Here is a 24,849-nt window from a genome sequence, read left to right on the forward strand (position 1 = left end):
TTCATCTCCCCAGGACGGTCCGGATCGAGGTCAGGATCGCGGTGCCGTCGGTGGTGGCGTAGGTGTTCCGGATCTTGAGGATGAGCATGAGGCCGGATCTCGACTGCCGGGAGTCCACGCTGTCGAGGGAGCTCTCCATCACGACCTCTCGTCCGGCGACGAGCGGGGCATGGAAGATCATTTCCTCACCGCCGCCCATGATGCGGACGCCCTCCAGCGGGATCCACTCCATCTCTCCAGGGGGCGTGCCGTCCGGGCGCAGCTCCCGCTCGGTGCCACCGTCGGACCAGTCCAGGTAGGACGGGAGGAAGTTCGGCGGGACGACCACATCGGTGTACCCCCTGGACCTGGCGTACTCCGCATCGAAATACAGCGGATTCGTCTCGCCGATCGCCTGGGCGTAGCGTCGCGACATCAGAGCGTCGACGGTGGCGGTCACCGATTCCGATGTGTCGCCCACGCAGTCGCGGACTCTCTCGACCAGTTCCGCGCTGATGGTCATGCGCTTCCTTTCTCGGGGTCGGTCGTGCAGGGTGCACCGGCCAACCCGGACGCGCCCAGAAGGAACTCGTGCCGTAGCACCGCAATGGGTTCACGAGGGCGCGTCGTGCCGGCGTCCGGGCACGGCGCCTCGCCCCGGCGGGTGGCCGGAGTATTCGTTCTGGGGCTGTGGGTAAGGGAGTTCGGCGGCCCCTCGTGTGTGAGGGGAGGGACGTCAGGGGAGAGGACGCTTGAGCGAGTCGGCAAAATTGCGCCGGGCGTACTCTTCCCACTCGGTCAGATGCGCCGTCATCTTCTCGAACGCGGCGCCGGCGTCACGGGCGCTGAGAGCGTCGTAGATGAGCTGGTGGTCTGCGATCACGCCCCGGTACCGCCGTGCGGAGTAGCTCATGCCGACGACGGCCCCGTCCATGATCCCGTGCAGTGAATCGGCGAGGCGATGGAAGAGCGGGTTGCCTGACGACCACGCGATCACGCTGTGGAAACGGGTGTTGAGGTCGTTGAAGGCCTCGGTCTGGTCACGGTCGTTCACGATGCGGCGCATCTCGGTGATGGTGTGCCCCAGCTCCTGGAGCGCCTCCGGGCGGATGCGCTCCGCCGCGAGCTGGCAGATCATCGGCTCGATCGCGGAGCGGACCTCCACGATGGACTCGAAGGGCGTCCGCTCCATCCGCATCAGGAACGAGATGGTTCTGGCGAAATGGTGCGAGTCGGGAGCCTGGACGAAGGGGCCACCGTTGAGCCCCTGTCGCAGCTGGATCGCTCCCTGGTACTCAAGGAGGCGCAATGCCTCGCGGACCGTGGTCCGGCCCATGCCGTACTTCTCGACCATCTCCCGCTCGGGCGGCAGCGGATCCCCGGGGGCGAGGTCGTCGCGGAGGATGTCGTTGAGGATCTCATCGGCGAGCAGGAAGGAAGACTTCTCCGGTCGTCGAGGAGGACGTGCCGACGCGCGAAACCCCGCCGCAGCGGTGTGCTGCGGGCCTCTGGCGCCGCCGGCGCCGGTGCCGGCGGGCCGGCTTTCCGGAGGAACGGACCTGTCCTGAGGCATCGCGCGGTTCCCTTCGGTCCTATGACTGTCGTGTCCTCGCCCTTCCCCGCAGAGCTCGGCCGACACGTCGTCGACCAGTGAGCGGGGTGTCCGCTTCGCGGAAGCCCGCGGCGCGGCGGGCTCCGCCGTCCACGTGATGGTGGGCGGCACGTGGCAGCGAACCCGAGAACATGTTGAACATGACCATGTTTAACGGATGTCGTTGAGTCGGTCAATAGCGCGGCGACAGAGGGGTCTGATGTCGCTACCTGCTCAGAAAGCCAGACATCCGACCTGTTGCCGCGGTCGCAAGGGTTCGCGAGGGAAGTTGACTCAGGGGGTTTACAACTCTGTCGAACAGATGGAATATCTGCATGTTCGTAGGTGACGCGGGCCACAGGGTGCAACTAGTCATGACGTTGGCCGTCCGCATCCCGCGAGACACCTCCCCGAGGGAGCGCGACCGCTGCCGTCGGCCGGGAGGCCGAACTGCACCCGCTCCGCGCGCCGTTCGCAGGGCCGCGCCCTCGCCAGTTCTCACACGCCGCAATGGAAGGTTCGTGATCGTCACGATGGCCTCGCAGCAGACCGCTGGAGCAGACCGGCAGTTCGATCTGAGGATCGGGAGTTCATTCGAGCCGGGGCGCGGAGAGCCGATCCCGGTGTACAACCCGGCGACCGAGGAACTGATCGCAGAGGTCGGCTCCGCCGACGCCGAACAGGTGCGGCGTGCGGTACAGGCCGCGCGTGGCGCTTTCGACAGGGGCGAGCTGGGTAGTCCGGAGGAGCGGTCCGCCTGCCTGCGACGACTGGCCGACGTGCTGGAGGCACACACCGACGACATCCTCGCCAGCCTGGTCGCCGAGGTGGGGACCCCCGTCTCCACGGCCAGGGGCCTGCACGTCGGTACGCCGGTCAGGATTCTCCGCTGGCTGGCGGAAGCGACGCTGAAGGACCGGACCGAGTACCTGGGGCGTGAGCCGGGGCCGCCCGACAACGAGGCGATGGTCCTGTACCGGCCGGTCGGTGTGGTCGCCGGAATCGCGGCCTACAACTACCCGCTCGTGTTCGCCGCGATGAAGATTGGTTCGGCGTTCGCCGCCGGCTGTCCCAGCGTCTTGCTTTCCTCGCCCAACTCTCCGCTCACCCTCCTCAGGTTCGGTCGCTGGCTGGACGAGGCCGGCTTCCCGCCGGATGCCGTCAGTGTCCTGGCCGGTGGCGTGGAGACCGCGCAGGAGTTGATCCGCCGTCCGGAGGTCGCCAAGGTTTCCTTCACCGGCTCGGTTCCGGCGGGTACCGCCGTGATGAAGAGCGCCGCCGAGGGGCTGCGCGGCGTGGTGCTCGAACTCGGCGGGAAGTCGGCAGCGATCGTTCTGCCATCGGTCGACCCGGCTGCCGTGGTGGCGGACCTGCACAGCCGATACCTGAGGAACGCGGGGCAGGGGTGCGCGTCGCCGACCCGCATCCTCGTCCACCGCAGCCGTATGGACGCCTTCGTCGAGGCGAGCCGGAAGTTCTACGGCAAGGTCGCGGTGGGTGACCCGCAGGACCCCGCAACACTCGTGGGCCCCGTCATCAGTAAGCAGCACCGGGCACGCGTACAGGGATTCATCGACACCGCGTTGAAGGACGGCGGGCACCTGCTGGCGCAGGGACCGCTGCCCGACAGTGACCGCGGCTGGTACGTCCGGCCCACCCTGATCGGCGGCCTGTCGAACGACGCCGAGATCAATCAGGAGGAGATCTTCGGCCCAGTTGCCACGGTGCAGTCCTACGACGACGTCGACGAGGCCGTCGCCCTCGCCAATGCCTCCAAGTTCGGTCTCCATGCCAGTGTCTTCGGCCCGCACGACGAGGCGATGGGGCTGGCTCCCCGACTGGAGGCCGGCCTGGTGACCTTCAACGGGGGAGCACCGGTTCGGACCGACGCGCCCAACGGCGGCTGGAAGGCCAGCGGTATCGGCCGGGAACGCGGCGAGGCCGGCATCCGGGAGTTCCTGGAGCCGGTCACCGTCCAGTGGCCGGTGAACGCGTAGTACAGCACGGGTCCGACGGAGCCGCCTGCGGCGGCCGGTCCCGCAGAGCCGAAGCGAACGAGGGGGCCCACGTGTCCAGTCTTGAGGAGTACGAGGCGTACGCGCTGCGCTACGGGTCGGCAGACACCAGCAAGGCCGCCAAGTACCTGCACTACGGAACGTACGGCGAACCCGACGAACCGCTGGTCGCGGATTTCTACTTCTGGCTGTTGCGCAATGGCGAACGAACCGTGCTTGTCGACTGCGGTTACGACGACGTGCGTGCCCGCGCACGCGGCTACCGGCAATCCCATCACCCCTTGCAGCTGCTGGCCCGCTTCGGGGTCCGGCCGGGGGATGTCGACCACGTGATCGCCTCGCACCTGCACTTCGACCACATCGGTAACCTCGGGCTCTTTCCCAACGCGACGTTCAGCGTGAGCCGGGACGAACTCGCCTTTTGGACCGGGCCGTTCGCGGACCGGCCGTTCTTCGCCCCGCACACGGAACAGGCCGAGGTGCAAACGCTCATCGGTTTGCAACGGGAGGGCCGGGTCCGCCTGGTCGACGGGGTCGAGGAACTGTTCCCGGGTATCACCGTCACACCGATCCGGGGCCACACACCGGGACAGCTCATCACGGAGGTGGCGGCCGCCGGCGCCCGCGTCGTTCTCGCCTCGGACGCGCTGCACTGGTACGAGGAGATGGAGCGCGACCGGCCCTTCTGGGTGTTTTGCGACCTCGAAGGCATGCACAAGGGCTACGCCTATCTCAACGAACTCGCCGTACAGCCCGGTGTTTCCGTCGTGGCCGGCCATGACCCGGATGTCATGCGGCGGTTCACCAGGGTCGACGACGACTGTGCGGATCTGAGGCTGCCCGTGGCGCCCGCGCAAGGAGAGCCGGTGTGAGGCGTGAGCGGCCCTGTTGAGTCGCGGCGTCCCGAATCCACACCGTCAGAGAGAAGGAAGTGTTGCATGCGCATGATCGCTGCCGTCATGGCCGAACAGGGGCTCCCCAAGCCCTATGCACAATCACGGCCGTTCGCGATCGAGGAGGTCGAGCTGGAGGGGCCGGGACAGGGCGAGGTCCTCATCGAGGTTCGGGCCGGCGGGCTGTGCCACTCCGACCTGTCGCAGGTGGCCGGCCAGCGGAAGCGGAAGCTCCCCGTGGTGGGCGGCCACGAAGGCGCGGGCATCGTGCGCGAGACCGGCCCTGGGGTAAAAGGGCTGTCCGTAGGCGACCACGTGGTGATGTCCGGCGCACCTGGGTGCGGCCGCTGTCGTACGTGCGGACAGAACCGGCCCAACTTGTGCGAGGGGAGCGGCTCCGCACGCGCGCAGGGGCTACTGCCCAACGGGGAGCGGAGGTTGAGTCTGAACGGTGATGCCCTGTACCACTACAGCGGGCTGTCCTGCTTCGCCCAGTACGCGGTCGTGATGCCTGACGCGTTGATCCGTGTCGATCCGGACATCCCACTCGACGTGGCGGCCCTGTTCGGCTGCGGAGTGGTGACCGGCGCCGGAGCGGTCTTCAATGCGGCGCAGGTGCCCCCGGGCCGCAGCGTCGCGATCATCGGACTCGGGGGAGTCGGACTCAGCGCGGTCATGGCCGCACGGCTCTCCGGGGCATCCGAGATCATCGGAGTCGACCTCGTTGAGGAGAAGTTCCCTCTCGCCCGCGAACTCGGGTGCACCCACACTCTGTCGGCCCGCGAGGCGGGCCTGGCCGAGAAGGTGAAGGACCTGACCGGTGGCGGCGTGGACTTCGCCTTCGAGGTGTCGGGCAGCGAACCGGCGGTCGCCACCGCTTTCGACATCACGCGACGCGGCGGCGAGATCGTGGGCGTCGGGCTGGGAGTGATGGAGGACACCTACCGGTACCCGCACACCCGCCTGGTCGCCGAGGAGAAGGTCATGCGCGGCTCGTTCATGGGCAGCGGAAACGCCATCGGCGACATACCGCGGTACATGAAGTACTTCCAAGAGGGCCGCATGCCCGTCGACCGACTGATGAGCGGAACGCTGGCCTTCGACGACCTCAACGGGGCTCTCGACCTGCTCGACCGTGGAGCGGTGATGCGCGAAGTCCTGTTGCCGAACCCGTAGACGCCGGAGACGGCCTCGGCGCATCACCTCGCACCTTGAACGGAACGCCCTGCCGGCCGTGCCGGCCGGCTCCCGTCGGGTGCTCGTACCTCCGGTGGACCTGAAACAGGGTCATCGAAGACCTGCGACAAGGAGTGTTCAATGACGAATGCTGGGGCGAATGAGGCTATAAGCCCTCCGACGAATCCAGTGCACGAGGACCCCGCGGTGCGGAAACAGCGCCGCAGAGTCGTGGTCACTTCGATGGTCGGGTCGGTGGTCGAGTTCTTCGACTTCGTCGTCTTCGCGACCGTCGCCGGCCTCGTCTTCGACGAGCTCTTCTTCCCGAGTGGCAACAAAGTCCTCGGCATGATGATGGCGCTCTCGACGTACGCTGTCGGATTCCTCGTCCGCCCGCTGGGCGGCCTGCTCTTCGGACACATGGGTGACAAGCACGGCCGGCAGCGCGTCCTGGTCGCCACCTTCGTCATCATGGCCTCGGCCACCGTGCTGATCGGCGTACTCCCGACGTACGGGACGATCGGTGTCGCGGCGCCGATCCTGCTCGTCGTCCTGCGCATCGTGCAGGGGCTGGGCGCGGGCGGCGAGTTCGGTGGCGCGGTCGTGATGGTGGTCGAACACGCCCACGACACGGGCAAGCGGGGGTTCTACGGTTCGCTGACGACGTGCGCCGTGTCCGGCGGCGTTCTGTTGGCCTCCGGGACACTGGCGGTGCTGACCGCCGTCACCTCCGATGAACAGTTCAAGGCGTGGGGATGGCGTGTGCCCTTCCTGCTCAGCGCAGTGTTGCTGCTTCTCGGGCTCTACATGCGTCGGCGTATCGCGGAGACACCCGTCATGAAGGCGGCGGTGGAGAAGGGCCAGATCGTCAAGAGCCCGCTGCGCGAGGTCTTCCGCAGGCACCGACGGGCGGTTCTGATCGCGGTGCTGGTGCCCACGGGCATGAATGTATCCGCTCAGGTCGTCAAGGTCTTCAGCGTCCCGTACGTCACCGGCGAGTCGGATGTTTCCGCCTCTTCCCTGCTGACCCTGATAACGATCGGTCAGATCTTCCACCTGGCGGGTCTCGTCGGGAGTGGTTGGTGGTCGGACAAGGTGGGCCGCAGGCTGCCGATGATCGTAGGCGCGGTCGGGTTGCTGATCTGGGGGTTCGCGTACTTCCCGCTGCTGATGTCCGGTTCGACGGCGTTGAGCCTGCTCGCCATCAGCGTGGCACTGGTGTTCGTCGGCTTCATCTACGGCCCGCTCGCCACCTTCCTGTCCGAGCTCTTCGGTACCGGGGTGCGCTACACGGGGCTGTCGTTGGCCTATCAGATCAACATCGCCTTCGCCGGCGGGTGCACACCCGCAGTGGCCACGGCCCTGAGCGGCGCCACGGATTCGTGGGTGATCGTCGCCGTCATGATGACGGTTTCCGCTGCGCTGACGCTTGGGGCGGTCATCGCCAGCCGGGACAACCACAAGTTGAGCCTGGACCGGGAGACCTGAGGCGGCGTTCGGGGCCTGCCGGGGTACGTGATGTCAGCGACCCTCCGTATCCGTCCCGGACAGCCATGCCTGAACAGGCCGCCTCCGATGTTCGTACTTGATGAGAGGGCTCACATGTCCGTACCGCATGTCTCCGTGCACGCCCTGCGCTACAGCAGCAGCCCCGGCCGCAGGGCGAGCGAGGTGTACTACCACCACGGCCTCTACGGCGAACCCGACGACGCCGTGGGGATGGACTACTTCTTCTGGCTCGTCCGCACTCCCACCAAGACCGTTGTCGTGGACTGCGGCTTCAGCACCGGCACGGCGGCGATCCGCGACCGCCGGATCGACACACCCGCCGAGGAGCTGCTGGCCCGGATGGGTACGTCCTTGGAGTCCGTCGACCACGTGGTGCTGACACACATGCACTTCGACCATGTCGGCAACACCGGCCTGTTCCCCCGGGCGACGTTCCACATGGCCCGGGCCGAGTACGACTACTGGACCGGCCAGTACCGCGATCGGCCGGCCTTCTCCTGGCCGGTCGAACCGCCGGACCTCGACGCGGTGCAGGCCCTTCATGCCTCCGGGCGGCTATGGCTCCTGGATGACGAGCAGCAGCTCACACCCGAGGTTCTGCTCACCCGCCTTCCTGGTCACACCCCCGGGCAGCTCGTCACTGAGGTGTCCGGGGGCACTCGACAAGTGGTGCTGGCCTCGGACGCCATGCACTACTACGACGAGGTGCGTCAGGACCGGCCCTTCTACCTCTTCACCGACCTCGTCGGCATGTACGACGCGTACACATGGCTGCGGGAACTCGACGCACGGCCCGTTACCGACGTTGTGCCAGGGCACGACCCGGAGGTCGCGAAGCGTTACGAGGAGGTGGAGCGTGACTGCTTCGACCTCCTCGCCCCCGTGTCCGCGAGTACGGCGCCGCGGTCTCTCGGCGCCGGGGTGGCACATCCGGACATCAGGGTCTGACGCACTGTCACCCCGCGTCCGCGGTGCGCTCTCCGTGCCGCGGACGCGCACGTACCGTGCACTACCTGACAGTCGATAGTAGAGAATATATACTGGTGTGTGTGGGGGACTACGTGTCGAGATCCGCAGAAGGGCTCGGCCGACCGGCGAGGATCGAGGTGAGGCACATGACTGGACGGACCGCCCTGGTGATCGGCGGCACCGGCCCGACCGGGCCGGACGTGGTGCGCGGGCTGCGCGAACGCGGTTTCGACACCACGGTCTTCCACAGCGGTCGGCACGAGGTCGACGATCTGCCGCCGGAGGTCCGACACCTTCACGGGGACCCTCATTTCGCCGAGACCCTGGCCGAGGCGCTCGGCGGGCGGGAGTTCGATGTGGTGGTCGCCCAGTACGGGAGGCTGCGCCACATCACCCAGCACTTTCGGCACCGCACCGGCCACCTCGTCGCCATAGGTGGCCTCATGAGCCCGCTCGCGCGGGTGGAGGACACACGTTGGGGGCCTCTCGGTCGACCGGCCCTGGTGCGCGAGGAGGCACGCCACTTCAGGACCGACGGCGAGGGGGACCGCCTCGGACTCCGAGTGGCCGAAGCCGCCCGCGGGTTGGCGGCGGCGCGCGCCGAGGGAGCGTTCCGGGCGACGTACATCGCCTATCCGACGCTCTACGGCCCTCGCCAGCCCGGCTCCCCGGAGTGGTCGATCGTGCGCCGGCTGCGTGACGGGCGACGCCACATCGTGGTGCCCGACGGTGGGAGGCGGCTGGAGTCGCGGGCTTTTGTGCGAAACGTGGGCCTGGCGCCCCTCCTGGCCGTCGACCGGCCCGAGACGGCCGACGGCGCGTCGTACGTGGTGACCGACCGTGAGACGTATGAGGTCCGGCAGCGCATCGAGTGGATCGCGCGCTACATGGGCGTCGACGTGGAACTGGTCGACCTGCCCTACGACGTGGCCACGCCGGCGCACCCGTACTACCGCGGGGGGCAGCAGCATCGGGTGGTGCTGGGCGAGCGGATCCGGTCGGACCTGGGCTACGAGGACCGCTACGACGCGGCGTCGGCGCTCCAGCAGACCGTCGACTCGCTGCTCAGCGCGTCCGACACCGACATCAACGAGATCGAGGAACAGCTAGGTGACCCCTTCGACTACGCCCAGGAAGACCAGCTCATCGACTGGTGGCGGCGGACGCGCGACGACGGGCCCCGGCCCGCGGGCCAGCCCTTCAGGTATGCCCACATCTACCGCCACCCCACCGGGCCCGGGGAATCCTGGCGGCGGCCCCCGGCCCGCTGACGCGGCGCCCGGCCCCTCACGCGCGGACCTGTCGCGCCTCGGGCCGTCCGCGCTCGCCCCCGGACTGTGGCGCATGGCCCTGCCGTTCCCCAGCCCGCTGGGCTACTCCTTCTCCTATCTGTTGCGCTACGAGACCGGCTTCGTCGCGGTCGACCTCGGATGGGACACCGACGAGGGCTGGGAGCTGTTCTGTGCGGCGCTGACCCGCGCGGGCGGCAGCCTGGACGAGCTGGCCGGTGTCGTCGTCACGCACGCCCACCCCGACCACTACGGACTTGCCGAGCGCGTGCACCGGCACACCGGCGCGTGGATCGGTATGCACCCGGCGGAGCAGGTGCAGATCGCTCGCACCGAGAAGGCGCGCCGCCGCCGCGTGATCGACATCGAGAGTTGGCTGCGGCGCTGTGACGTGCCGCGTGGGCGACAGGACGAAATGCTGTCGGACCGGGAGCAGTTGATGGGCGACCTGCCGTCGGCATGGCCGGACGTGCCCCTGCTCGACGGGGCCGCCGTACCCGGTACGGGCGGCCACTTGAAGGCGATCCACACGCCCGGGCACACCCCTGGACACCTGGTGTTCCACGACGGGGAGCGCAACATGCTGTTCACCGGGGACCACGTCCTGCCGAGGGTGACCCCGAACGTGTCCTGGAGGCCGAACTCCGCGCCTGATCCGCTGGAGGACTACCGCCGCTCGGTGGCCCGGCTCACGCCGTACGGGGACGCGCTCGCGTTGCCTGGTCACGAGTGGTCGTTCGATCGGCTCGGGTCACGTCTGGAGGAACTCGACGCGCACCACGAAGAGCGGCTCGATGAGATCGAGACGCTGGTCGGCCTGGGGCACCGCACCGTATGGAGTGTGGCCCGGGCGGCGAGCTGGGCGCGTCCGTTCGACTCACTCGCCCCGCGTGCCGTCCGGTCGGCGCTGGGGGAGACCCACGCACACCTGACCCGCCTGAGCAACGTGGGCCGGCTGGTCCTGGAGGAAGGCGAGCCGCCGGTGTGGCGGGCCGCTGCCGCGTGATTGCAGGAGGAAGGCCGGTTCACGGGCCGGCGGCGGGCACAACGGGCCGTTCAGCTTGTCGAACCCGTGGCGGGGGCGGCCTTCTTCCGGGTGCGGGCGCCCTCCCATTCCTCGATGTGGCGCAGCCGGACCTGACGATGGTCGGACATGGCGTCGATGACACCATCGGTGTCCCGGGCGGCGAACTTTTTGATCATCGCCTGGTGGTGCCGGTAGCTGCGGGTACTGTCGACCGGTTCGGCCGCACCGTAGGGAGCGGCGACGTCCCACAGGTAATTCAGCAGAGTCAGGAGCCGGTCCGACCCCGTGCGCTCGAACGCCACGAAATGGAATTCCCGGTTCAGGTCGAGGTACTGGAGCCGGTGATCAGGGCTGGTGTGTTTCTTCATCAGCTCGTTGACGCGACGCATTTCCTCGACGTCCCCATCAGTGATCTTGGGGACGGCCATGGTGTAGGCCTCGGTCTCGAGGATCTCGCGGAGCCGGTAAATGTCCGAGAGGTCGCTGGAGGTGAGCTCGCGGGTGAAGAAGCCCTGCGCCTGCCGGTGCTCGATATAGCCGCTCGCGGTGAGCGACCTCAATGCCTCGCGTACGGGAATATGAGAGACATCCAGCTCGGCGGCGAGCGCGGAGGGGGACAAGCGCGATCCGGGAGGGAACCGGCCCTCGGCAATGGCCGTCTTGATGCTGCGTGTTGTGTAGGCGACCAGGGTCTCTGGCTTACCTGTGCCGTCTTTGGGCATATGGATCCCCGCCTCGGGTTGAAATCTACTATCTATTCTAGATGCTGGACAGGAGATCGCGGAGCGGCTCAGCTCGTCGTGCTCCCGGGAGCCTGCTCTCCCGCCCCTCCCCGCCGACTGAACAGCGAGCCGAGCACCGAGGCCAGGAGCAGGGCGACAAAAACCCGTACCAACTGGACCGTGACGATCACGCCGGCCGAGGCACCGGACCCGATGGCGATCGCGGTCACGGCAGGTAGCCCACCCGGAGTTGACGCCAGATAGCCATCGAGCTGACTCATCGCTGTGGCCTTGGCAAACAGAGCCCCAGCCAGGGCGCAACCGGCGAGCCCGAGGAGCAACTGGCCGGCTATCAGCGGGAAGGACTTCACCAGCAGGCGCATCGTGGCGGGGGAGAGCGACACCCCTGCCGCCAGGCCGATGAGGGCGTACCCGGGCAGCAGGAGTGGCTGGGGGACGGCTGTGCTGGGGAAGAGTCCTGACAGGGACAGGCCGGTGGCGACAAGCAGAGGCAGCACGATCCGTGAACCGCTGAACGAGATCCGGCTGGCGAGCATCATCCCGGCCACCAGGCAGGTGGCGGCGAAGGCGGCCCCGGACCAGTCGCCGAGGCCGGTCTCCGGCGACTGCGTACTCGCCTGAGCCGTCGACCGGCCGCCCCCCCCAGCACGTGGGCGGCCAGCGGGACGGAGACGAGGACGGCGATCACCCGCAGATACTGGATCGCCATGACAGCCGCGTCGTCCCCGCCCACTTCGCGCACCACACCCGTCACACCGGAGGCGGCCCCGGCAATCGAGGCAAACGCCGCCGTCGTGGCAGAGATACCCGGGGCCAGGCGGAGCAGTTGGCCGCAGGCCATCGTGACGGCGAGCGTCACCAGGACGGATCCGATGATCTGGACCGGAGCGTCGAGCACCAACCGCACTACGTCGTCGTCGATCTGCGAGCCGGCGGCGACGCCGACCACTGCGAGACCGTAGCCCTGCATGCCGCCCGGGAGCCGGCGTTCCCCGCCGGTCATCAAGGTGGTCGCGGCGCCTGCGATCACGCCGGCGAGCAGAGCGGCGGACGGGACTCTCAGGAGTGTCAGGACGGCTGCGGCGACCGCATAACTGGAGACGAGGAGTGCCCAGAACCGTGGCTGGCTCATCTTGTTGCGGTCGTTGGCGGGCAAGGCGCCCTTCTCCTTTCACAGCCGCACACACGCGCGGTCGCACACATCGGGGGCCACAGTTGATCAACGACCGTGGTACTTCGGGTGACGCTTCTCCCGGAAGGCGCTCATGGCTTCCTTCGAGTCCTCGGTCGACTGGATGACGGCCTGGTGGGAGGAGACGAGGTCGAGTGAGGCGGCGAAGCTCATCGACTCGCCGTGTACGACCGCACGCTTGATCATTCGGGTGGCCAGCGGAGGAGCGGCGGCCACCCGGGCTGCGAACTCGCTGACCCGCTCCTCGAATTCGTCGTCGGCGTAGACGTGGTTCACCATGCCCAGTTCAAGAGCAGTCGCGGCATCGACGAACTCGCCTGTCCACAGCAGCTCAAGTGCCTTGGCCCGACCGACCAGGCGGGGCAGCAGATGGCAGCCCCCGTCTCCGGGGAGCAGACCGACCCGGATGTACCCCTCGGACAGTTGGGCGCCGGACGCCGCGAGTCGGATGTCGGCCATCAGCGCCATGTCGAGTCCGGCGCCGACCGCCACGCCTGGAAGCGCGGCGAGGTAGGGCTTGTCGAAAGCCTCCACGGCGCGCGCCACGATGTGGACCTTGTCGGTGAGCATGCGCTTGTCCGACCAGGGCGTACCTCGCTCGGTTGCGAACCCGTCGAGGTCGACGCCTGCACAGAAGGCCCCGCCGGCGCCTGTCACGAGCACCACCCGGACATCGTCGTTGTACTGGGCCTCGTCCAAGAAGCCGGCCCACTGCTGGAGCATTTCGAAGGTGAAGGCGTTCTTCCGGTGGGGCCGGTTGAGCGTGATCGTGCCCACCCCTTCGTGGATGGAGAACTCGATGTCGGCCATGTGTGTTGCTCCTTCACAGGTGGGAGGGGCGGGATCTCCCCACCGTGACTCTATAATATATTCCTGCCGCGTGTCTCCTCTTCGCCGCCCCATCTCCTGGCTCCGAGTGGGTTCCAGGGGGTGGGTGTCGCTATCACCCTGCGGGAAGTGTTGACGCCCTCCGGGGTAGAGGATAGATGATATATCGCAGCTGACGCCGGGCCGTGTTCGGGACCTCACGCCGCCGCTCACATCCACGCGGGCAACCGCCCCACGGCCTGTACCGCACACCGGAACAAGGAGTAAGGGAACTGTGACCATCCCCCCAGCGAACCGGGTTGTCGTCAAGCAGGAAGTCGATCTGCGTATAGGAGGTGCATTCGAACCCGGACGCGGGCCGACGTTCGCCGTGACCAACCCCGCGACCGAGGACGTCATCGCGGAGATCCGCGAAGCCTCCCCGGAGCAGATCGACCGCGCTGTCGCCGAGGCGCAGGCAGGTCTCGACCGAGGGGAGATGAGTAACGCCGAGGAGCGATCGGCCGCCCTGAACCGACTGGCCGATGTCATCGAAGCGCACGCGGACGAGATACTCGCCGTATCCGTCGACGAGGTGGGCACGCCCGTGTCCACGGCGAAGAACATGCACGTGGACACGTCTCTTCGGGCGCTGCGTCAGCTGGCGATGGACACGCTGACCGACCGGACCGAGCACCTGGGCCGCGACGAGGGGCCGCCCGCCAGCGACTCAAAGGTGATCCACCGCCCCGTCGGCGTCGTGGCCGGCGTCTGTGCCTACAACTACCCACTGCTCTTTGCCGTGATCAAGATGGGAGCCGCCTACGCCGCAGGCTGCCCGACCGTCCTGTTGTCCTCCCCGAACGCCCCGCTGAGCCTGCTCAACTTCGGCCGCTACGCGCAGGAGGCGGGCCTGCCCTCCTCCGCGCTCAGCGTGCTGGCCGGTGGCGTCGACGTGGCCCAGCGCCTCATCTCACGTCCGCAAGTCGCCAAGGTGAGCTTCACCGGCTCCGTGCCCGCGGGCAAGGCTGTCATGGCGACCGCCGCCGAAGGGCTCCGCGGCGTGGTCCTCGAACTGGGCGGCAAGTCCGCCGCGATCGTGCTGCCCACAGCGGATCCCGAGGCGGTCGTGGCCCCCATCCACTCCCGCTACCTGCGCAACGCAGGGCAGGGCTGCGCCTCTCCCACGCGCATTCTTCTCCACGAGTCGCAGGCGGCCGCCTTCCTCGCGCGCAGCCGTGAGTACTTCGCCTCCGTCTCGGTCGGCGACCCGTGGGACCCCGAGACCCTCGTGGGCCCCGTCATCAGCGCCCGGCACCGCGAGAACGTGCTCGGCTACATCGAATCGGCCCTCGCCGACGGCGGCGAGATCCTGGCGCGCGGGCACAGCCCGGAGGGGAGGGGTTGGTGGGTGGCACCCACGCTGATCGGCGGACTCGGAAATGAAGCCCGGGTGAACCAGGAGGAGATCTTCGGTCCGGTCGCCACCGTCCAGACCTACCGCGGCATCGACGAAGCCGTCGCCCTTGCCAACGACTCGACGTTCGGCCTGCACGCCACGGTATGGGGTCCGATGGAGGAGGCCGCGGCCCTCGCCCCGCGCCTCGACGCCGGTCAGGTCTCTCTCAACGGCGGAGGCGCCAAGCGCCCGGACGCGCCGAACGGCGGCTGGAAGAACAGCGGCATCGGCCGCGAGTTCGGCGAGGCCGGGATCCGCGAGTTCCTGGAGCCGGTGCACATCCAATGGCCCGTCAACTGAGCGGCCCCCATCAGCCGTTCCACACCGGGCCGGTACGCCATACCGACGAGCCCACGAGCCGCGACGCGAAGGATGGTCAGTCATGCCCGATATGCGATACGCCGTGCACGCCCTCCGTTACGCACAGAGCGTTGGTGAACGATCCTCGTACTTCTACCGCTACGACCTGTCCGGGGAGCCCGACGGAAGGCAGGACATCGACTGGTACTTCTGGCTGTTGCAGGGCAACGGCAAGACAGTTCTCGTCGACTGCGGGTTCGACCAGGAGCGCGCCGCACGCAAGGGGCGGTACGGAGGCACCGATCCGCGTGAGCTGCTGTCACGGGCCGGCGTGCGAGCCGCAGATGTCGACCACGTGATCATCTCGCATGCCCACTACGACCACGTGGGCAACATCGGGCTGTTCCCGCAGGCCACCTTCACCATGGCGCGCTCCGAATACCAGTGGATCACCGGCCCTTACGCCGACCGCTTCCCGACCTGCTGGACCGTCGAGCGGGAGGAGCGTGACCTCATCGAGAACCTTCACCGCGACGGCCGCTTCACTCTCGTCGACGGGCGCACCGAGGTCTTCCCCGGAATCGAGGTACGGCCCGTCGGCGGACACACCCCCGGGCAAACACTCACCGAGGTCACCACGGACTCCGGGCAGATCGTCCTCGCCTCTGACGCGGCCCATCTCTACGAGGAGTTGGAGCAGGACAAACCGTTCAACATGCTCCACGATCTCGACCGCATGTTCGCCACGTATGAGGAACTGCGCGAGCTGAGTGCGCGCCCCGGCACGAGCGTCATAGCCGGTCACGATCCGATCGTGGGTCGGTCCCACGCGGAGGTGGAGCCGGACTGCTTCGACCTGACCCGGCCCGTCGGACCGTGACCGCACCAACGCGGTGCGGCACACATGCAGAACGCTCACGACGTACAGCATCTGATGAAAGGCATGACGAACAATGACCATTGTCCCCGCCGGTATTCCTGCCACGAGTCGGGCGGCCGTGGTGGTCGGCTTCGACGAGCCACTTGAGGTACGCGAGATACAGATACCCGAACTGGAGCCCGGAGCGGCCCTCGTCGAGATCGAGGCGGCCACGGTGTGCGGGAGTGACGTGCACCTGTGGGACGGGTCCATCTCGGCCATCCGCCCGCTGGAACTGCCGATCGTCCCCGGCCACGAGATGGCGGGTCGGGTCGTCGCCCTGGGATCACAGGACATCACCGACATCGTGGGTGACCCTCTCGAGATCGGCGACCGCATCGTGTTCACCCAGGGGCGGTGTGGCAACTGCTACCACTGCACGGTGGCCGGCCAGCCCAACCTCTGTTCCGACCGCAAAAATTACGGCACCAACTGCGAACGCTTCCCCTACCTTGTCGGGGGCTTCGCCGAGCACTGTTACGTCTACCCGAGCTCGCGCAAGATCAAGATTCCGGACGGCGTGAAGTCGGAGTGGGCCTCAGCCGCCAGCTGTGCGCTGCGCACCGTGGTCAAGGCCTTCGACCGGCTCGGGCCGGTGCAGCCCTGGCAGACGGTCGTCATCCAGGGGTCAGGTCCGCTCGGCCTGTTCGCCACAGCGATGGCCTCGACGTTGGGCGCGGCGCGCATCCTGGTGGTCGGTGACCCGGCCGACCGTCTCGACCTGGCCAGGGTCTGGGGCGCGACGGAGACCGTATCGGTCTCGGATCACCGTGACCCTGCCGCTCGCGTCGACGAGATCAGGGAACTCACCGGCGGCGTCGGCGCCGAGATCGTCATGGAGTTCTCGGGCGCACGCACCGCGTTCACGGAGGGGGTGAGCATGGTGCGCCGCGGCGGCCGATTCCTCGTGGCCGGTCAGGTGGGCCCGCACACAGTGGAGTTCGAGCCCACCGCGATCACCCGTGGACACATCGATGTCATCGGATCCTTCTCGGCCTCCGAGGCCGAGTACTGGCGGGCTCTGCGGTTCATGCACGACAACAAGGACCGATTCGACTTCGACCGGATGTTGTCGAACCGGTACGGCCTCGGCGATGTCACCAAGGCCCTCCAGGGAATGCAGGGGCTGAGCGAGATCAAACCAGTGATCGTGCCGGGGCTGTCCGGCTGAAGGGGCCGGGGCCACGCCTCGCGGGGTGGTGGCCCGCCTCCCGACTGTCCACCCGCACGCATACGGCTGTGCCCGTCCTCCCTCATGGGACGGACGGGCACAGCCGTAGCGGTTCGCGGTCACACCACGCCGGACTCTCTCAGCGCGCTCAACTCATCTGGGGAGAAGCCGAGTTCACCCACAAGTACCTCCTCCGTGTGGGCTCCGAGACGGCCGGGACGAGTGGGTTCGACCATGGCGGAGCTGGACAAGACCAGGGGATTGCCCCAGGTGAGCCACTCGCCCTTCTCGTCGTGCATGCGTCGCAGCACGGGCCGTTCGGCGACGTGCGGATCCTCCAGAACCTCCGGCAGGGTGATCACCGGAGCCGCCGGGATGTGCGCGTCCCGCAGTACCTCACCGATCTCGTGCTTGGACAGTGTCACGGTCCACTGCTCGACGAGCTTGTCCACGGCCTCCATCTCCGCGCACCGCACCGCCATGGTGGCGAAACGCGAATCGTCGGCTTCCGGATTGCCCATCAGTGCGCACAGCCGCTGCCAGTGCGCGTCCGTCGGACACAGCAGAGCGACCCAACCGTCGTTGGTCCGGTACGCGTTGTACGGGCTGACTGCGAGCCCACCGTTGCGATTGCCGGTGCGTTCGGGAATGGTGCCGCCGCTGTTGACGTACCCGGCGATGTTCGAGGTCAGGGACGTCATTGCCGCGTCCTGCAGAGCGATCTCGACATGCTGGCCCTCGCCGGTCCGCTCCCGCTGATACAGCGCGGTCATCACACCTGCGAGCAGGTGACTGCCACCGAGGAAGTCCACGACCGAGGGGCCGGTGCGCAGGGGAGGACCGTCGTCGAAGCCTGTGGTGCTCATGAACGCGGTACGTGCCTGGATGGACATGTCCATGGACGTTTCCCCCGCGTACGGCCCGTACGAGCCGTAGCCGGTACCGGAGGCCATGATCAAACGCGGATTCGCACGGCTCAGGGTCTCGTATCCGAGCCCGAATCGATCCATCGCACCGGGGGAGAGGTTCTGCACCAGGACGTCGGCCTGCCGCACCAGTTTGAGCAGAACCTCTCGGCCGGCCTCCTGCTTCAGGTCGAGGCGGATGAACCGCTTGCCGGCGTTGATCAGTTGGAACTGTACGGCGACGCCCTCGTCGTCGACCGTCGGCAACCGCCGGTAGGGATCGCCGTCCGGGGCCTCGACCTTGATGACATCGGCCCCCATGCGGGCCATGAGCATCGAACAGTAGGGCCCAAAGTAGAACTGGCCCAGATCTATCACTTTGATGCCGTCAAGTGCGGTCATGTGTCACCACCTGTGTATGTAGGAACTGAGTGCGTCGCTCGGCACACGCTCATGAGGCAGCCGCGCCGTCAGCCGCTGCCGCGACCCCGACCGCCCCCGAGGCCACCAGTGCGGCGACTTCCTCGGTGCTCTTGCCGAGGACGCCCGCCAGGACGTCCTGAGAGTTCTCGCCGATGCGCGGCGGAGTCCTCGACTCGGCCTGCGGCCAGGACGTGGAGCGCACCGGGTTGCGCACCGTCGGGACCGACCGCTCGGCCGTGCCGACCTCCTGAATTACCTCGTTGACCTGGGCCTGTTCGGAGGCGATGGCCTCGTGGAGTTCGAGCACCGGGCTGCAGGGGACATCGGCTTCGTCGAGGGCCGTGAGCCAGTCCTCGCGCTTCCGGGTCCGGAAGATCTCCTCGATCATCGGGACGAGGACGTCGCGGTTGCGCAGCCGGTCGGCGTTGGTCGCGAAGCGCTCGTCGTCCGGCCACGCCGGGCGCCCAACGGCTGTGCACAACCGCTTCCAGAATCCGTTCGTGAAGGCGCCGACCATGACGTACGCGCCGTCGCTGCACTCGAACGCCTGGTAGGGCACGATCTGCGCGTGGGTACGCCCACTGCGTGGCACGGTTTCGCCGAGTCCCGCGACCCCCGGTATGTAGTTCGCCATCAGCGCGATGCTGCTGTCCAGCATGGCGACCTCGATGTGCTGGCCCTCCGGATGCTGGTCCCTGGCGTACAGGGCGGTGAGAATGCCGGTCAGGCCGAACAGGCCGGTGCCGTAGTCGCTGAGGGGGGCGCCGACACGGACGGGCCCGCCCCCCACCTCGCCGGTGATTCCCATCAGGCCCGAGACGGACTGCATGATGATGTCGTTCGCGGGACGGCCACTGAGCGGGCCGTGGGCGCCGAAGGCCGAGAGGGAGCAGTAGACGACGCCGGGGCGGCGCTCGCGAACGTGGTCGTAGCCGAGGCCGAGCCGGTCCATCACGCCGGGGCGGAAGTTCTGGACGATGATGTCGGACTTCTCAGCCAGTTCGAGCGCGACAGCGCGGCCGGCCTCGGTGTGCAGGTCCAGGGCGACACCTCGCTTGTTGCGATTCAGTGCGAGGTAGTAGTCGCTCTCGAACCGGCCGAGCATCGGCTTGCCCATGTGCCGGGCGCCGTCGCCGCGCCCGGGCTTCTCGATCTTGATGACGTCGGCACCGAGATCGGCCAGCATCATCGTGGCGTACGGACCGGCCGCGGCATGGGTGAAGTCGAGGACGCGGAGGTCCCGGAGGGGGCGGGCACCACTGGTCATATGTGTTCCTGTTCTCCTCGCAGGCGGATGTGCGGGTGGCGGGACGACGTGGGGCCGGCCCTGGGTGAGGGCCGGCCCCACACCATCGCGGCGGCAGGCAGGCAGGTCCGCCCGGCCCGACCGTGCCGCTCCGTGGACGAGCAGGGCAGGAGCCGGGTGCGGAGAAGCGACCCACCGCCGTTTCACGCGGGCCGCCCGGGTGGGGCGCCCACGTCGTCCGTACGGTCAGCCCGCGGCGCGGCCGTCCTCCTCGACGTCCACCGGGAACTGCACCGGCCCGTGCTCGCGGCTCGGCAGCGCGAAGATCACGGTGCCGGGCATGACGTCGTCACCGCGCTGGTTGACCGAGGTGAAGGTGCCCTTGACGTAGCAATTACCGGTCTTGGCGCCGCGCCACTTGTCGACGACCTCGCCCTTGATCCGGTAGACGTCACCGAGGAAGACCATGCCGCGGTACTGGAAGTCGAGGTCGGCGACCCAGCCCTCGTCGCCCGGCCACAGGCTGGCCCAGTAGGTGGCGTAACCGCCGCGCTGGGAGCCGTAGTCGTAGGGCGCCGGCATGCCGATCTCGCTCGCCATGTACTCGTCCCAGTGGACGCGCTCGATCGCCTGCGGGATGCCGGTCTTGGGGTCGACCACGGCCGCCTTCGGAGAGCGGCGACGGTAGTCCAGCCAGTACTTGCCGGCCCGCACGTGCGGTGAGCCGATGCCCTGCAACCAGGCGACCATGTCCGGAACGGTCAACGGCCCCTTTGTGACCGGGTCGATGGTGTCTCCTGCCCGGACGTCCTCCCAGTACCGCGTCTCTTTGCCGCGAGGATGCTCCGCCTCGACCTCGGAGTCGATCTGGGCGATGTCCTCGGCGGTGTAGGTGCCCAGCTCCAGCGTCTTGTTCTTGCCCTGGGACTTGGACTCGCCGCGCTCCATCCGGAAGATCGGCATGATCTGGATGGCCACCAGCTCGTCATGCTGGTTGTAGTAGCGGATCTCGTCAGCCTGGACGAGCATCCGGTTGGCCATGCGACCGGACTTGAAGTCCAGCTTCACGAGCTCCTTGGTCGCGCGGACCTTGTCACCGTCGTACAGGGGCTTGAAGAACCTCCAGTGGTCGCCGGAGTGGAGACCGTGCACGCCGGGGAGACCCTGGCCGTGCCGCAGGTCCCAGCTGCCCCATGCGACGCCGTAGTAGACCCCGGGGGGAGCGATGAGCTTGCCGTGTGGACCGGAGGCGGCGTAGTCCTCGTCTGTGTAGAGGGGGTTCTGGTCGCCGGTGGCGCGCGTGAAGTGAGTGATGCTGTCGCCGTTGATGTACCGGATGTACGGCTGCTCGATGGGCTTGACCTTGCCCATGCGGTTGCGCATCTTCTGCAGCGCTTCCTCGGTCATCTTGCCGTACTCGGGGTTGGCCTCGGTGCCCACGGGCCGCTCCTTTGGTAGATAGTATATTCTCGTGATTGCTCTACGTGGCCCACTCAAGGCCGGACGGCGAGCACGTCAGGAGATTAATATATTCTCTACTCTGTGTCGATAGGTCAGGTGCGGGAGGGGATCGGGGCCCGGCGCGGCACGAGGCGCTGATGATGGTGGCGAGGGGCTCAAGGGGCTGATGACGAACCGCCGAGTGCGCGGGGCGACTTGGCGGCCGTTCGGCCTGGCTGACCGCCCCGACCGCGCGGCCGCGGCCGCGCAGGATCACCGGACAGGGAGCCCGAGGCGCCGTACCCACGCGTCGATCTGGTCCCCGGATTCGCGTACCTTCTCGCCCTGAACGGCGAGGCCGTCGGCGATGGTCGCTCCGGGGCAGGAGGCGCGGTAGTCACGTTCGGTCGTGCCCAGGCCGCTCATGGCGTAGGTGGTGATCGGGACGACGGTCTTGTCGCGGAAGTCGAGGCTCTCCGTGAACGTCGTCATGATCATCGGGGCGCGTACGTTCCAGATCGGACTGCCGAGCAGGACCGTGTCGTAGCGGGCGATCGCACGCAGCGGGTTGGCGACGTCGGGGCGGGCGTCGTCCTCCTGTTCGCGGACATTACGGGCGACGGTCTCGGCGTAGCTGTCCGGGTAGGTGTCGGCGGCCTCGATGCGATGGACGTCGCAGGTGATCCGGTCGGCGATCATGCCGGCCAGGACTTCGGTGTTGCCCACCTTGAGGTCCCGGCGCTTGCCGTAGTAGTAGTTCTCGCCCGGTCGGGAGAAGTACGCCAACAGGATCCGACGCGGCTCCGGGCCGGATGTGGCGGACCGTGTGCCGGGTTCCGTTGTGGTGGACGCCGCGGGTTCCGCCGGAGTGGATGACGAGGAGCCGCCGACCGTCGCCGCCGCCGCGCCGGCCAGCAGGCCTCGCAGGACGGTGCGCCGCTGCGGCCTGCTGGGGAAGACGACGGAACTCACCGGTCGAGGGCTCCGGTTCAGGCGTCCAGTCGCCGGGCGCTCAGCCACTTGACGATCTCCGGGTCGTGGTGGTCGAAGAAGAGCGTGGCTCCGGTGTCCAGGGTGGCGATGGACGCCATCTCGTCGGCGGCGAGCTCGAAGTCGAACACGTCCAGGTTCTCGGCCATCCGCTCGGGCTGCACCGACTTCGGGATCGAAGCGACGCCGCGCTGCACGGCCCAGCGCAGCACCACTTGGCCGACCGACTTCCCGTGCTTCTTGCCGATCTCGCTGAGCACGGGGTTGGTGAACAGGCCGTTCTTGCCCTGCGCGAAACCGCCCCATGCCTGGAGCTGCACGCCCTGCTCGGCCATCAACTCCTGGTATTCGGTGCGCTGGTGGAAGGGGTGTGCCTCGATCTGGTTGACCGCGGGCACGATCTCGTTGTTGATGATGAGGTCGAGAAGACGGTCGGGGAAGAAGTTGGCGACACCGATCGCCTTGGCGAGCCCTTCCCGGTTCAAGGACTCCATGGCCCGCCACTGCCCGTACACGTCGCCGTAGGGCTGGTGCATCAGATAGAGGTCGAGGTGATCGAGGCCGAGCTTGTTCAGGGAGGTCTCGAAGGCGCGCTTGGTGGTGTCCTCGGCGGGGGCGTCCTGGACGTACAGCTTGGTGGTGATGAAGAGGTCCTCGCGGGGGATGCCGCTGGACTTGATGGCGCGGCCGACGGCTTCCTCGTTGCCGTACGAAGCTGCCGTGTCGAGCAGCCGATAGCCGGCGGCGAGGGCGTCGGTGACGGCCTGTTCGGTCTCTTCGGCGAGGATCTGATAGACGCCGAAGCCGATGATCGGCATCTTGACGTCGTTGTTCAGGGTGACGTGCTGCATGGGTTCTCCAGGGGGAGGCAGAGGGCGTGGAAGTGGGCGCTGGGGTCAGCGCTCCATCATCTTCATCTGGCCTTCGGTGTGCGTGTCGCCGGCCGCGGGCGGAAGGTCCGTCAGGCGCTTCAGCTGGGCGGGAGTGAGCTGGATGGCGTCGGCGGCGGCGTTCTCCTCGAGGCGGCTGACGCGCTTGGTGCCCGGGATGGGGGCGATGTCGTCGCCCTGGGCGAGCAGCCAGGCGATGGCGACCTGGGCCGGGGTGGCATCGGCCTCGGCGGCGATGTCCTTGACCTCGTCGGCCAGGCGCAGGTTGTGCTGGAAGTTCTCACCGGTGAAGCGAGGGTTGTCGCGCCGGAAGTCGTCCTTGTCGAAGCCCTCGGTGGAGCGGATGGTCCCCGTGAGGAATCCGCGGCCGAGCGGGGAGAACGGGACGAAGCCGATGCCGAGTTCGCGCAACGTCGGGAGGACCTGAGCCTCGGGGTCTCGCGTGAAGAGGGAGTACTCGGACTGGACGGCGGTGACCGGTGTGACGGCATTCGCCCGGCGGATCGTGTCGGGCCCGGCCTCGGACAGGCCGAACGCGCGGACCTTGCCCTCGGCGATCAGCTCGCCCACGGCGCGCGCCGTCTCCTCGATGGGCGTGTTCGGGTCGACGCGGTGCTGGTAGTACAGGTCGATGTGGTCGGTGCCGAGGCGGGTCAGTGAGCCCTCGACGGCGGATCGGATATTGGCCGGGCCGGAGTCGACGTTCCCCGGGCCGCCTCCCTCGTGGGACACCAGGCCGAACTTCGTCGCAAGGACCACCTCGTCGCGGCGCCCCTTCAGCGCGCGGCCGAGCAGTTCCTCGTTGGTGTACGGACCGTAGATCTCGGCGGTGTCGATGAAGTTGACACCGAGCTCCAGCGCACGGTGCACCGTGCGGATGGATTCCGCGTCGTCGGTTCCTGCTCCGGTGTAGGCCTGGGACATGCCCATCGCCCCGAGACCGATCCGGGAAACGTTCAGATCACGCAGGTGGATGTGGTGCATCATGCTCTCCGCTCCATCGATTCGGGGCCGGTTCCACTCTCGTCCGGTGGTCCGGCCGCCGCTCGTCGGGAGCTCGCCGCCACGCGCGGCGAGCCGACCCGGGCACGACCACGCGCGCCCTCCGTGACCCGGCAGGTGCGCTGCGGCCGCCCTTCTCGCCGGAAGCCTACGACCGACTTGGCCGCGTCATCGCGTCTGCGCTGCCTCAATGGGGGGCCGAGCTGTTAGGGGGAGTGACAGGGCCCCTCACGTCACGACCTCTCCGACCCCGCCTCCCGCACCTACTACGACAAGAAGATCAAGGAGGGCAAGCACCACACCCAAGCCCTCCTCTGCCTCGCCCGCCGCCGAACCGACGTCCTCTACGCGATACTCCGCGACGGCACCTTCCACCAACCCCGGCCGACGGCTGCCGTCACCTGACCAGCGGCTCCGCGAGGAGAACGACTCGATCAGCCTCCACATCGAAACCGAGCACCGGATGACCCGAGTCACTCTCCGGATCCATCAGCACCGGCTTGCCCAAGTGCCGCCCGATCTCACGAAGGAAGCCACAGAACACGTCCAGTCGCTCCTGGCCCTGCAACTCCCGCAGATTGACGTCGAAGTCGATCTCATCGTCGGCATGGGAGCGGAAGATCGCCAGCACACCGTCCACTGGCCACACCCGCAGACTCGGGCACTCGGCGTCCACAGGGCGCCCCGGCACGGCCTCCGCACGAGGCAGCGGGAGCGCCGTCTCGCCTTCGGAGTACTGGCACTTCCAGCCCCTCGCAACGACAAGATCGAGAACCGACTGCCAGTCCTCCAACGAGGCGCCTGAGACACGCACATCCGGCAGCGACCCCATCAAGTCCGGATCGAAGAAGCAACTCACGTCGTCCCACAGCAGATCGGCCATGCCGCCATGCTGCCCGCCGAATCGCACCAAC

The 24,849-nt window shown here is 67.8% G+C and carries 22 protein-coding genes and 2 pseudogenes; 11 read left to right on the forward strand and 13 right to left on the reverse strand.

Annotated features, from left to right (window positions below; translation table 11 throughout):
- Position 1: 1 nt before the first annotated feature.
- Positions 2-502: an FAS1-like dehydratase domain-containing protein gene (locus tag ACWD2L_RS02030; RefSeq protein WP_351331210.1), complete on the reverse strand. Its 501-nt coding sequence runs from the start codon at positions 500-502 to the stop codon at positions 2-4.
- Between the two features lie 213 nt (positions 503-715).
- Positions 716-1,552, reverse strand: a complete 837-nt coding sequence (locus ACWD2L_RS02035; protein WP_451187086.1) for a FadR/GntR family transcriptional regulator — start codon at positions 1,550-1,552, stop codon at positions 716-718.
- Positions 1,553-2,091: 539 nt separating this feature from the next.
- Here ACWD2L_RS02035 and ACWD2L_RS02040 point away from each other — a divergent pair.
- The 7 genes from ACWD2L_RS02040 (at position 2,092) to ACWD2L_RS02070 (ending at position 10,427) form a co-directional block, all read left to right on the forward strand.
- Positions 2,092-3,567 (forward strand): aldehyde dehydrogenase family protein, encoded by a 1,476-nt coding sequence (locus tag ACWD2L_RS02040; protein WP_351331212.1) that lies wholly within the window; start codon positions 2,092-2,094, stop codon positions 3,565-3,567.
- A gap of 71 nt (positions 3,568-3,638) precedes the next feature.
- Positions 3,639-4,457 carry an N-acyl homoserine lactonase family protein gene (locus tag ACWD2L_RS02045; protein WP_351331213.1) on the forward strand — a complete coding sequence of 273 codons (819 nt, stop codon included), beginning with the start codon at positions 3,639-3,641 and terminating at the stop codon, positions 4,455-4,457.
- A 66-nt stretch (positions 4,458-4,523) separates the two neighbouring features.
- A complete protein-coding gene (locus tag ACWD2L_RS02050) occupies positions 4,524-5,654 on the forward strand; it encodes a zinc-binding dehydrogenase (protein WP_351331214.1) in 1,131 nt (376 codons plus the stop codon).
- A 207-nt stretch (positions 5,655-5,861) separates the two neighbouring features.
- A complete protein-coding gene (locus ACWD2L_RS02055; protein ID WP_351331215.1) occupies positions 5,862-7,142 on the forward strand; it encodes an MFS transporter in 1,281 nt (426 codons plus the stop codon).
- Positions 7,143-7,256: 114 nt separating this feature from the next.
- Positions 7,257-8,111, forward strand: coding sequence for an N-acyl homoserine lactonase family protein (locus ACWD2L_RS02060; RefSeq protein WP_351331216.1), 855 nt, complete (start codon positions 7,257-7,259; stop codon positions 8,109-8,111).
- Between the two features lie 167 nt (positions 8,112-8,278).
- Positions 8,279-9,403 carry a Rossmann-fold NAD(P)-binding domain-containing protein gene (locus tag ACWD2L_RS02065; protein WP_351331217.1) on the forward strand — a complete coding sequence of 375 codons (1,125 nt, stop codon included), beginning with the start codon at positions 8,279-8,281 and terminating at the stop codon, positions 9,401-9,403.
- Between the two features lie 73 nt (positions 9,404-9,476).
- On the forward strand, positions 9,477-10,427 hold the full coding sequence (locus ACWD2L_RS02070) for an MBL fold metallo-hydrolase (protein WP_451187089.1): 951 nt from the start codon (positions 9,477-9,479) through the stop codon (positions 10,425-10,427).
- A 50-nt stretch (positions 10,428-10,477) separates the two neighbouring features.
- Here the strand turns inward: ACWD2L_RS02070 and ACWD2L_RS02075 are convergent, their stop codons facing one another.
- From ACWD2L_RS02075 to ACWD2L_RS02090, 4 genes and pseudogenes are all read right to left on the reverse strand, one after another.
- Positions 10,478-11,170, reverse strand: a complete 693-nt coding sequence (locus ACWD2L_RS02075; RefSeq protein WP_351331219.1) for a GntR family transcriptional regulator — start codon at positions 11,168-11,170, stop codon at positions 10,478-10,480.
- A gap of 68 nt (positions 11,171-11,238) precedes the next feature.
- Positions 11,239-11,745, reverse strand: a pseudogene (locus ACWD2L_RS02080) (AbrB family transcriptional regulator); the annotation flags it as partial.
- Positions 11,727-12,323, reverse strand: coding sequence for an AbrB family transcriptional regulator (locus ACWD2L_RS02085; protein ID WP_351331346.1), 597 nt, complete (start codon positions 12,321-12,323; stop codon positions 11,727-11,729). The gene ACWD2L_RS02085 and the pseudogene ACWD2L_RS02080, both read right to left, overlap by 19 nt.
- A gap of 87 nt (positions 12,324-12,410) precedes the next feature.
- On the reverse strand, positions 12,411-13,193 hold the full coding sequence (locus tag ACWD2L_RS02090; protein ID WP_351331220.1) for an enoyl-CoA hydratase/isomerase family protein: 783 nt from the start codon (positions 13,191-13,193) through the stop codon (positions 12,411-12,413).
- Between the two features lie 292 nt (positions 13,194-13,485).
- Here ACWD2L_RS02090 and ACWD2L_RS02095 point away from each other — a divergent pair, with 292 nt between their 5' ends.
- From ACWD2L_RS02095 to ACWD2L_RS02105, 3 genes are all read left to right on the forward strand, one after another.
- On the forward strand, positions 13,486-14,949 hold the full coding sequence (locus ACWD2L_RS02095; RefSeq protein WP_351331221.1) for an aldehyde dehydrogenase family protein: 1,464 nt from the start codon (positions 13,486-13,488) through the stop codon (positions 14,947-14,949).
- Between the two features lie 82 nt (positions 14,950-15,031).
- A complete protein-coding gene (locus ACWD2L_RS02100) occupies positions 15,032-15,829 on the forward strand; it encodes an N-acyl homoserine lactonase family protein (RefSeq protein WP_351331222.1) in 798 nt (265 codons plus the stop codon).
- Between the two features lie 73 nt (positions 15,830-15,902).
- On the forward strand, positions 15,903-17,039 hold the full coding sequence (locus tag ACWD2L_RS02105; RefSeq protein ID WP_351331223.1) for a zinc-binding dehydrogenase: 1,137 nt from the start codon (positions 15,903-15,905) through the stop codon (positions 17,037-17,039).
- 119 nt (positions 17,040-17,158) lie between these two features.
- On the opposite strand, the gene ACWD2L_RS02110 is transcribed toward ACWD2L_RS02105, so the two are convergent.
- From ACWD2L_RS02110 to ACWD2L_RS02135, 6 genes are all read right to left on the reverse strand, one after another.
- The gene (locus tag ACWD2L_RS02110) at positions 17,159-18,346 is read right to left on the reverse strand and encodes a CaiB/BaiF CoA transferase family protein (protein ID WP_351331224.1); all 1,188 of its coding nucleotides are present in this window, start codon (positions 18,344-18,346) and stop codon (positions 17,159-17,161) included.
- A gap of 49 nt (positions 18,347-18,395) precedes the next feature.
- A complete protein-coding gene (locus ACWD2L_RS02115; protein ID WP_351331225.1) occupies positions 18,396-19,634 on the reverse strand; it encodes a CaiB/BaiF CoA transferase family protein in 1,239 nt (412 codons plus the stop codon).
- 225 nt (positions 19,635-19,859) lie between these two features.
- Positions 19,860-21,053: an FAS1-like dehydratase domain-containing protein gene (locus ACWD2L_RS02120; protein WP_351331226.1), complete on the reverse strand. Its 1,194-nt coding sequence runs from the start codon at positions 21,051-21,053 to the stop codon at positions 19,860-19,862.
- A 273-nt stretch (positions 21,054-21,326) separates the two neighbouring features.
- Positions 21,327-22,025, reverse strand: coding sequence for a flavodoxin (locus ACWD2L_RS02125; RefSeq protein ID WP_351331227.1), 699 nt, complete (start codon positions 22,023-22,025; stop codon positions 21,327-21,329).
- Positions 22,026-22,042: 17 nt separating this feature from the next.
- Entirely contained in the window at positions 22,043-22,894 is an 852-nt protein-coding gene (locus ACWD2L_RS02130; RefSeq protein WP_351331228.1) for an aldo/keto reductase, read from the reverse strand.
- 45 nt (positions 22,895-22,939) lie between these two features.
- Positions 22,940-23,917: an aldo/keto reductase gene (locus ACWD2L_RS02135; RefSeq protein WP_351331347.1), complete on the reverse strand. Its 978-nt coding sequence runs from the start codon at positions 23,915-23,917 to the stop codon at positions 22,940-22,942.
- Between the two features lie 258 nt (positions 23,918-24,175).
- Here ACWD2L_RS02135 and ACWD2L_RS02140 point away from each other — a divergent pair.
- Positions 24,176-24,340 (forward strand): annotated as a pseudogene (locus ACWD2L_RS02140) (IS110 family transposase); the annotation flags it as partial.
- On the opposite strand, the gene ACWD2L_RS02145 reads toward ACWD2L_RS02140, so the two are convergent.
- Positions 24,333-24,818, reverse strand: coding sequence for a hypothetical protein (locus ACWD2L_RS02145; protein ID WP_351331229.1), 486 nt, complete (start codon positions 24,816-24,818; stop codon positions 24,333-24,335). The pseudogene ACWD2L_RS02140 and the gene ACWD2L_RS02145 sit on opposite strands and share 8 nt — an antisense overlap.
- Positions 24,819-24,849 lie beyond the last annotated feature (31 nt).

This window comes from Streptomyces sp. NPDC002754, from assembly GCF_053592315.1.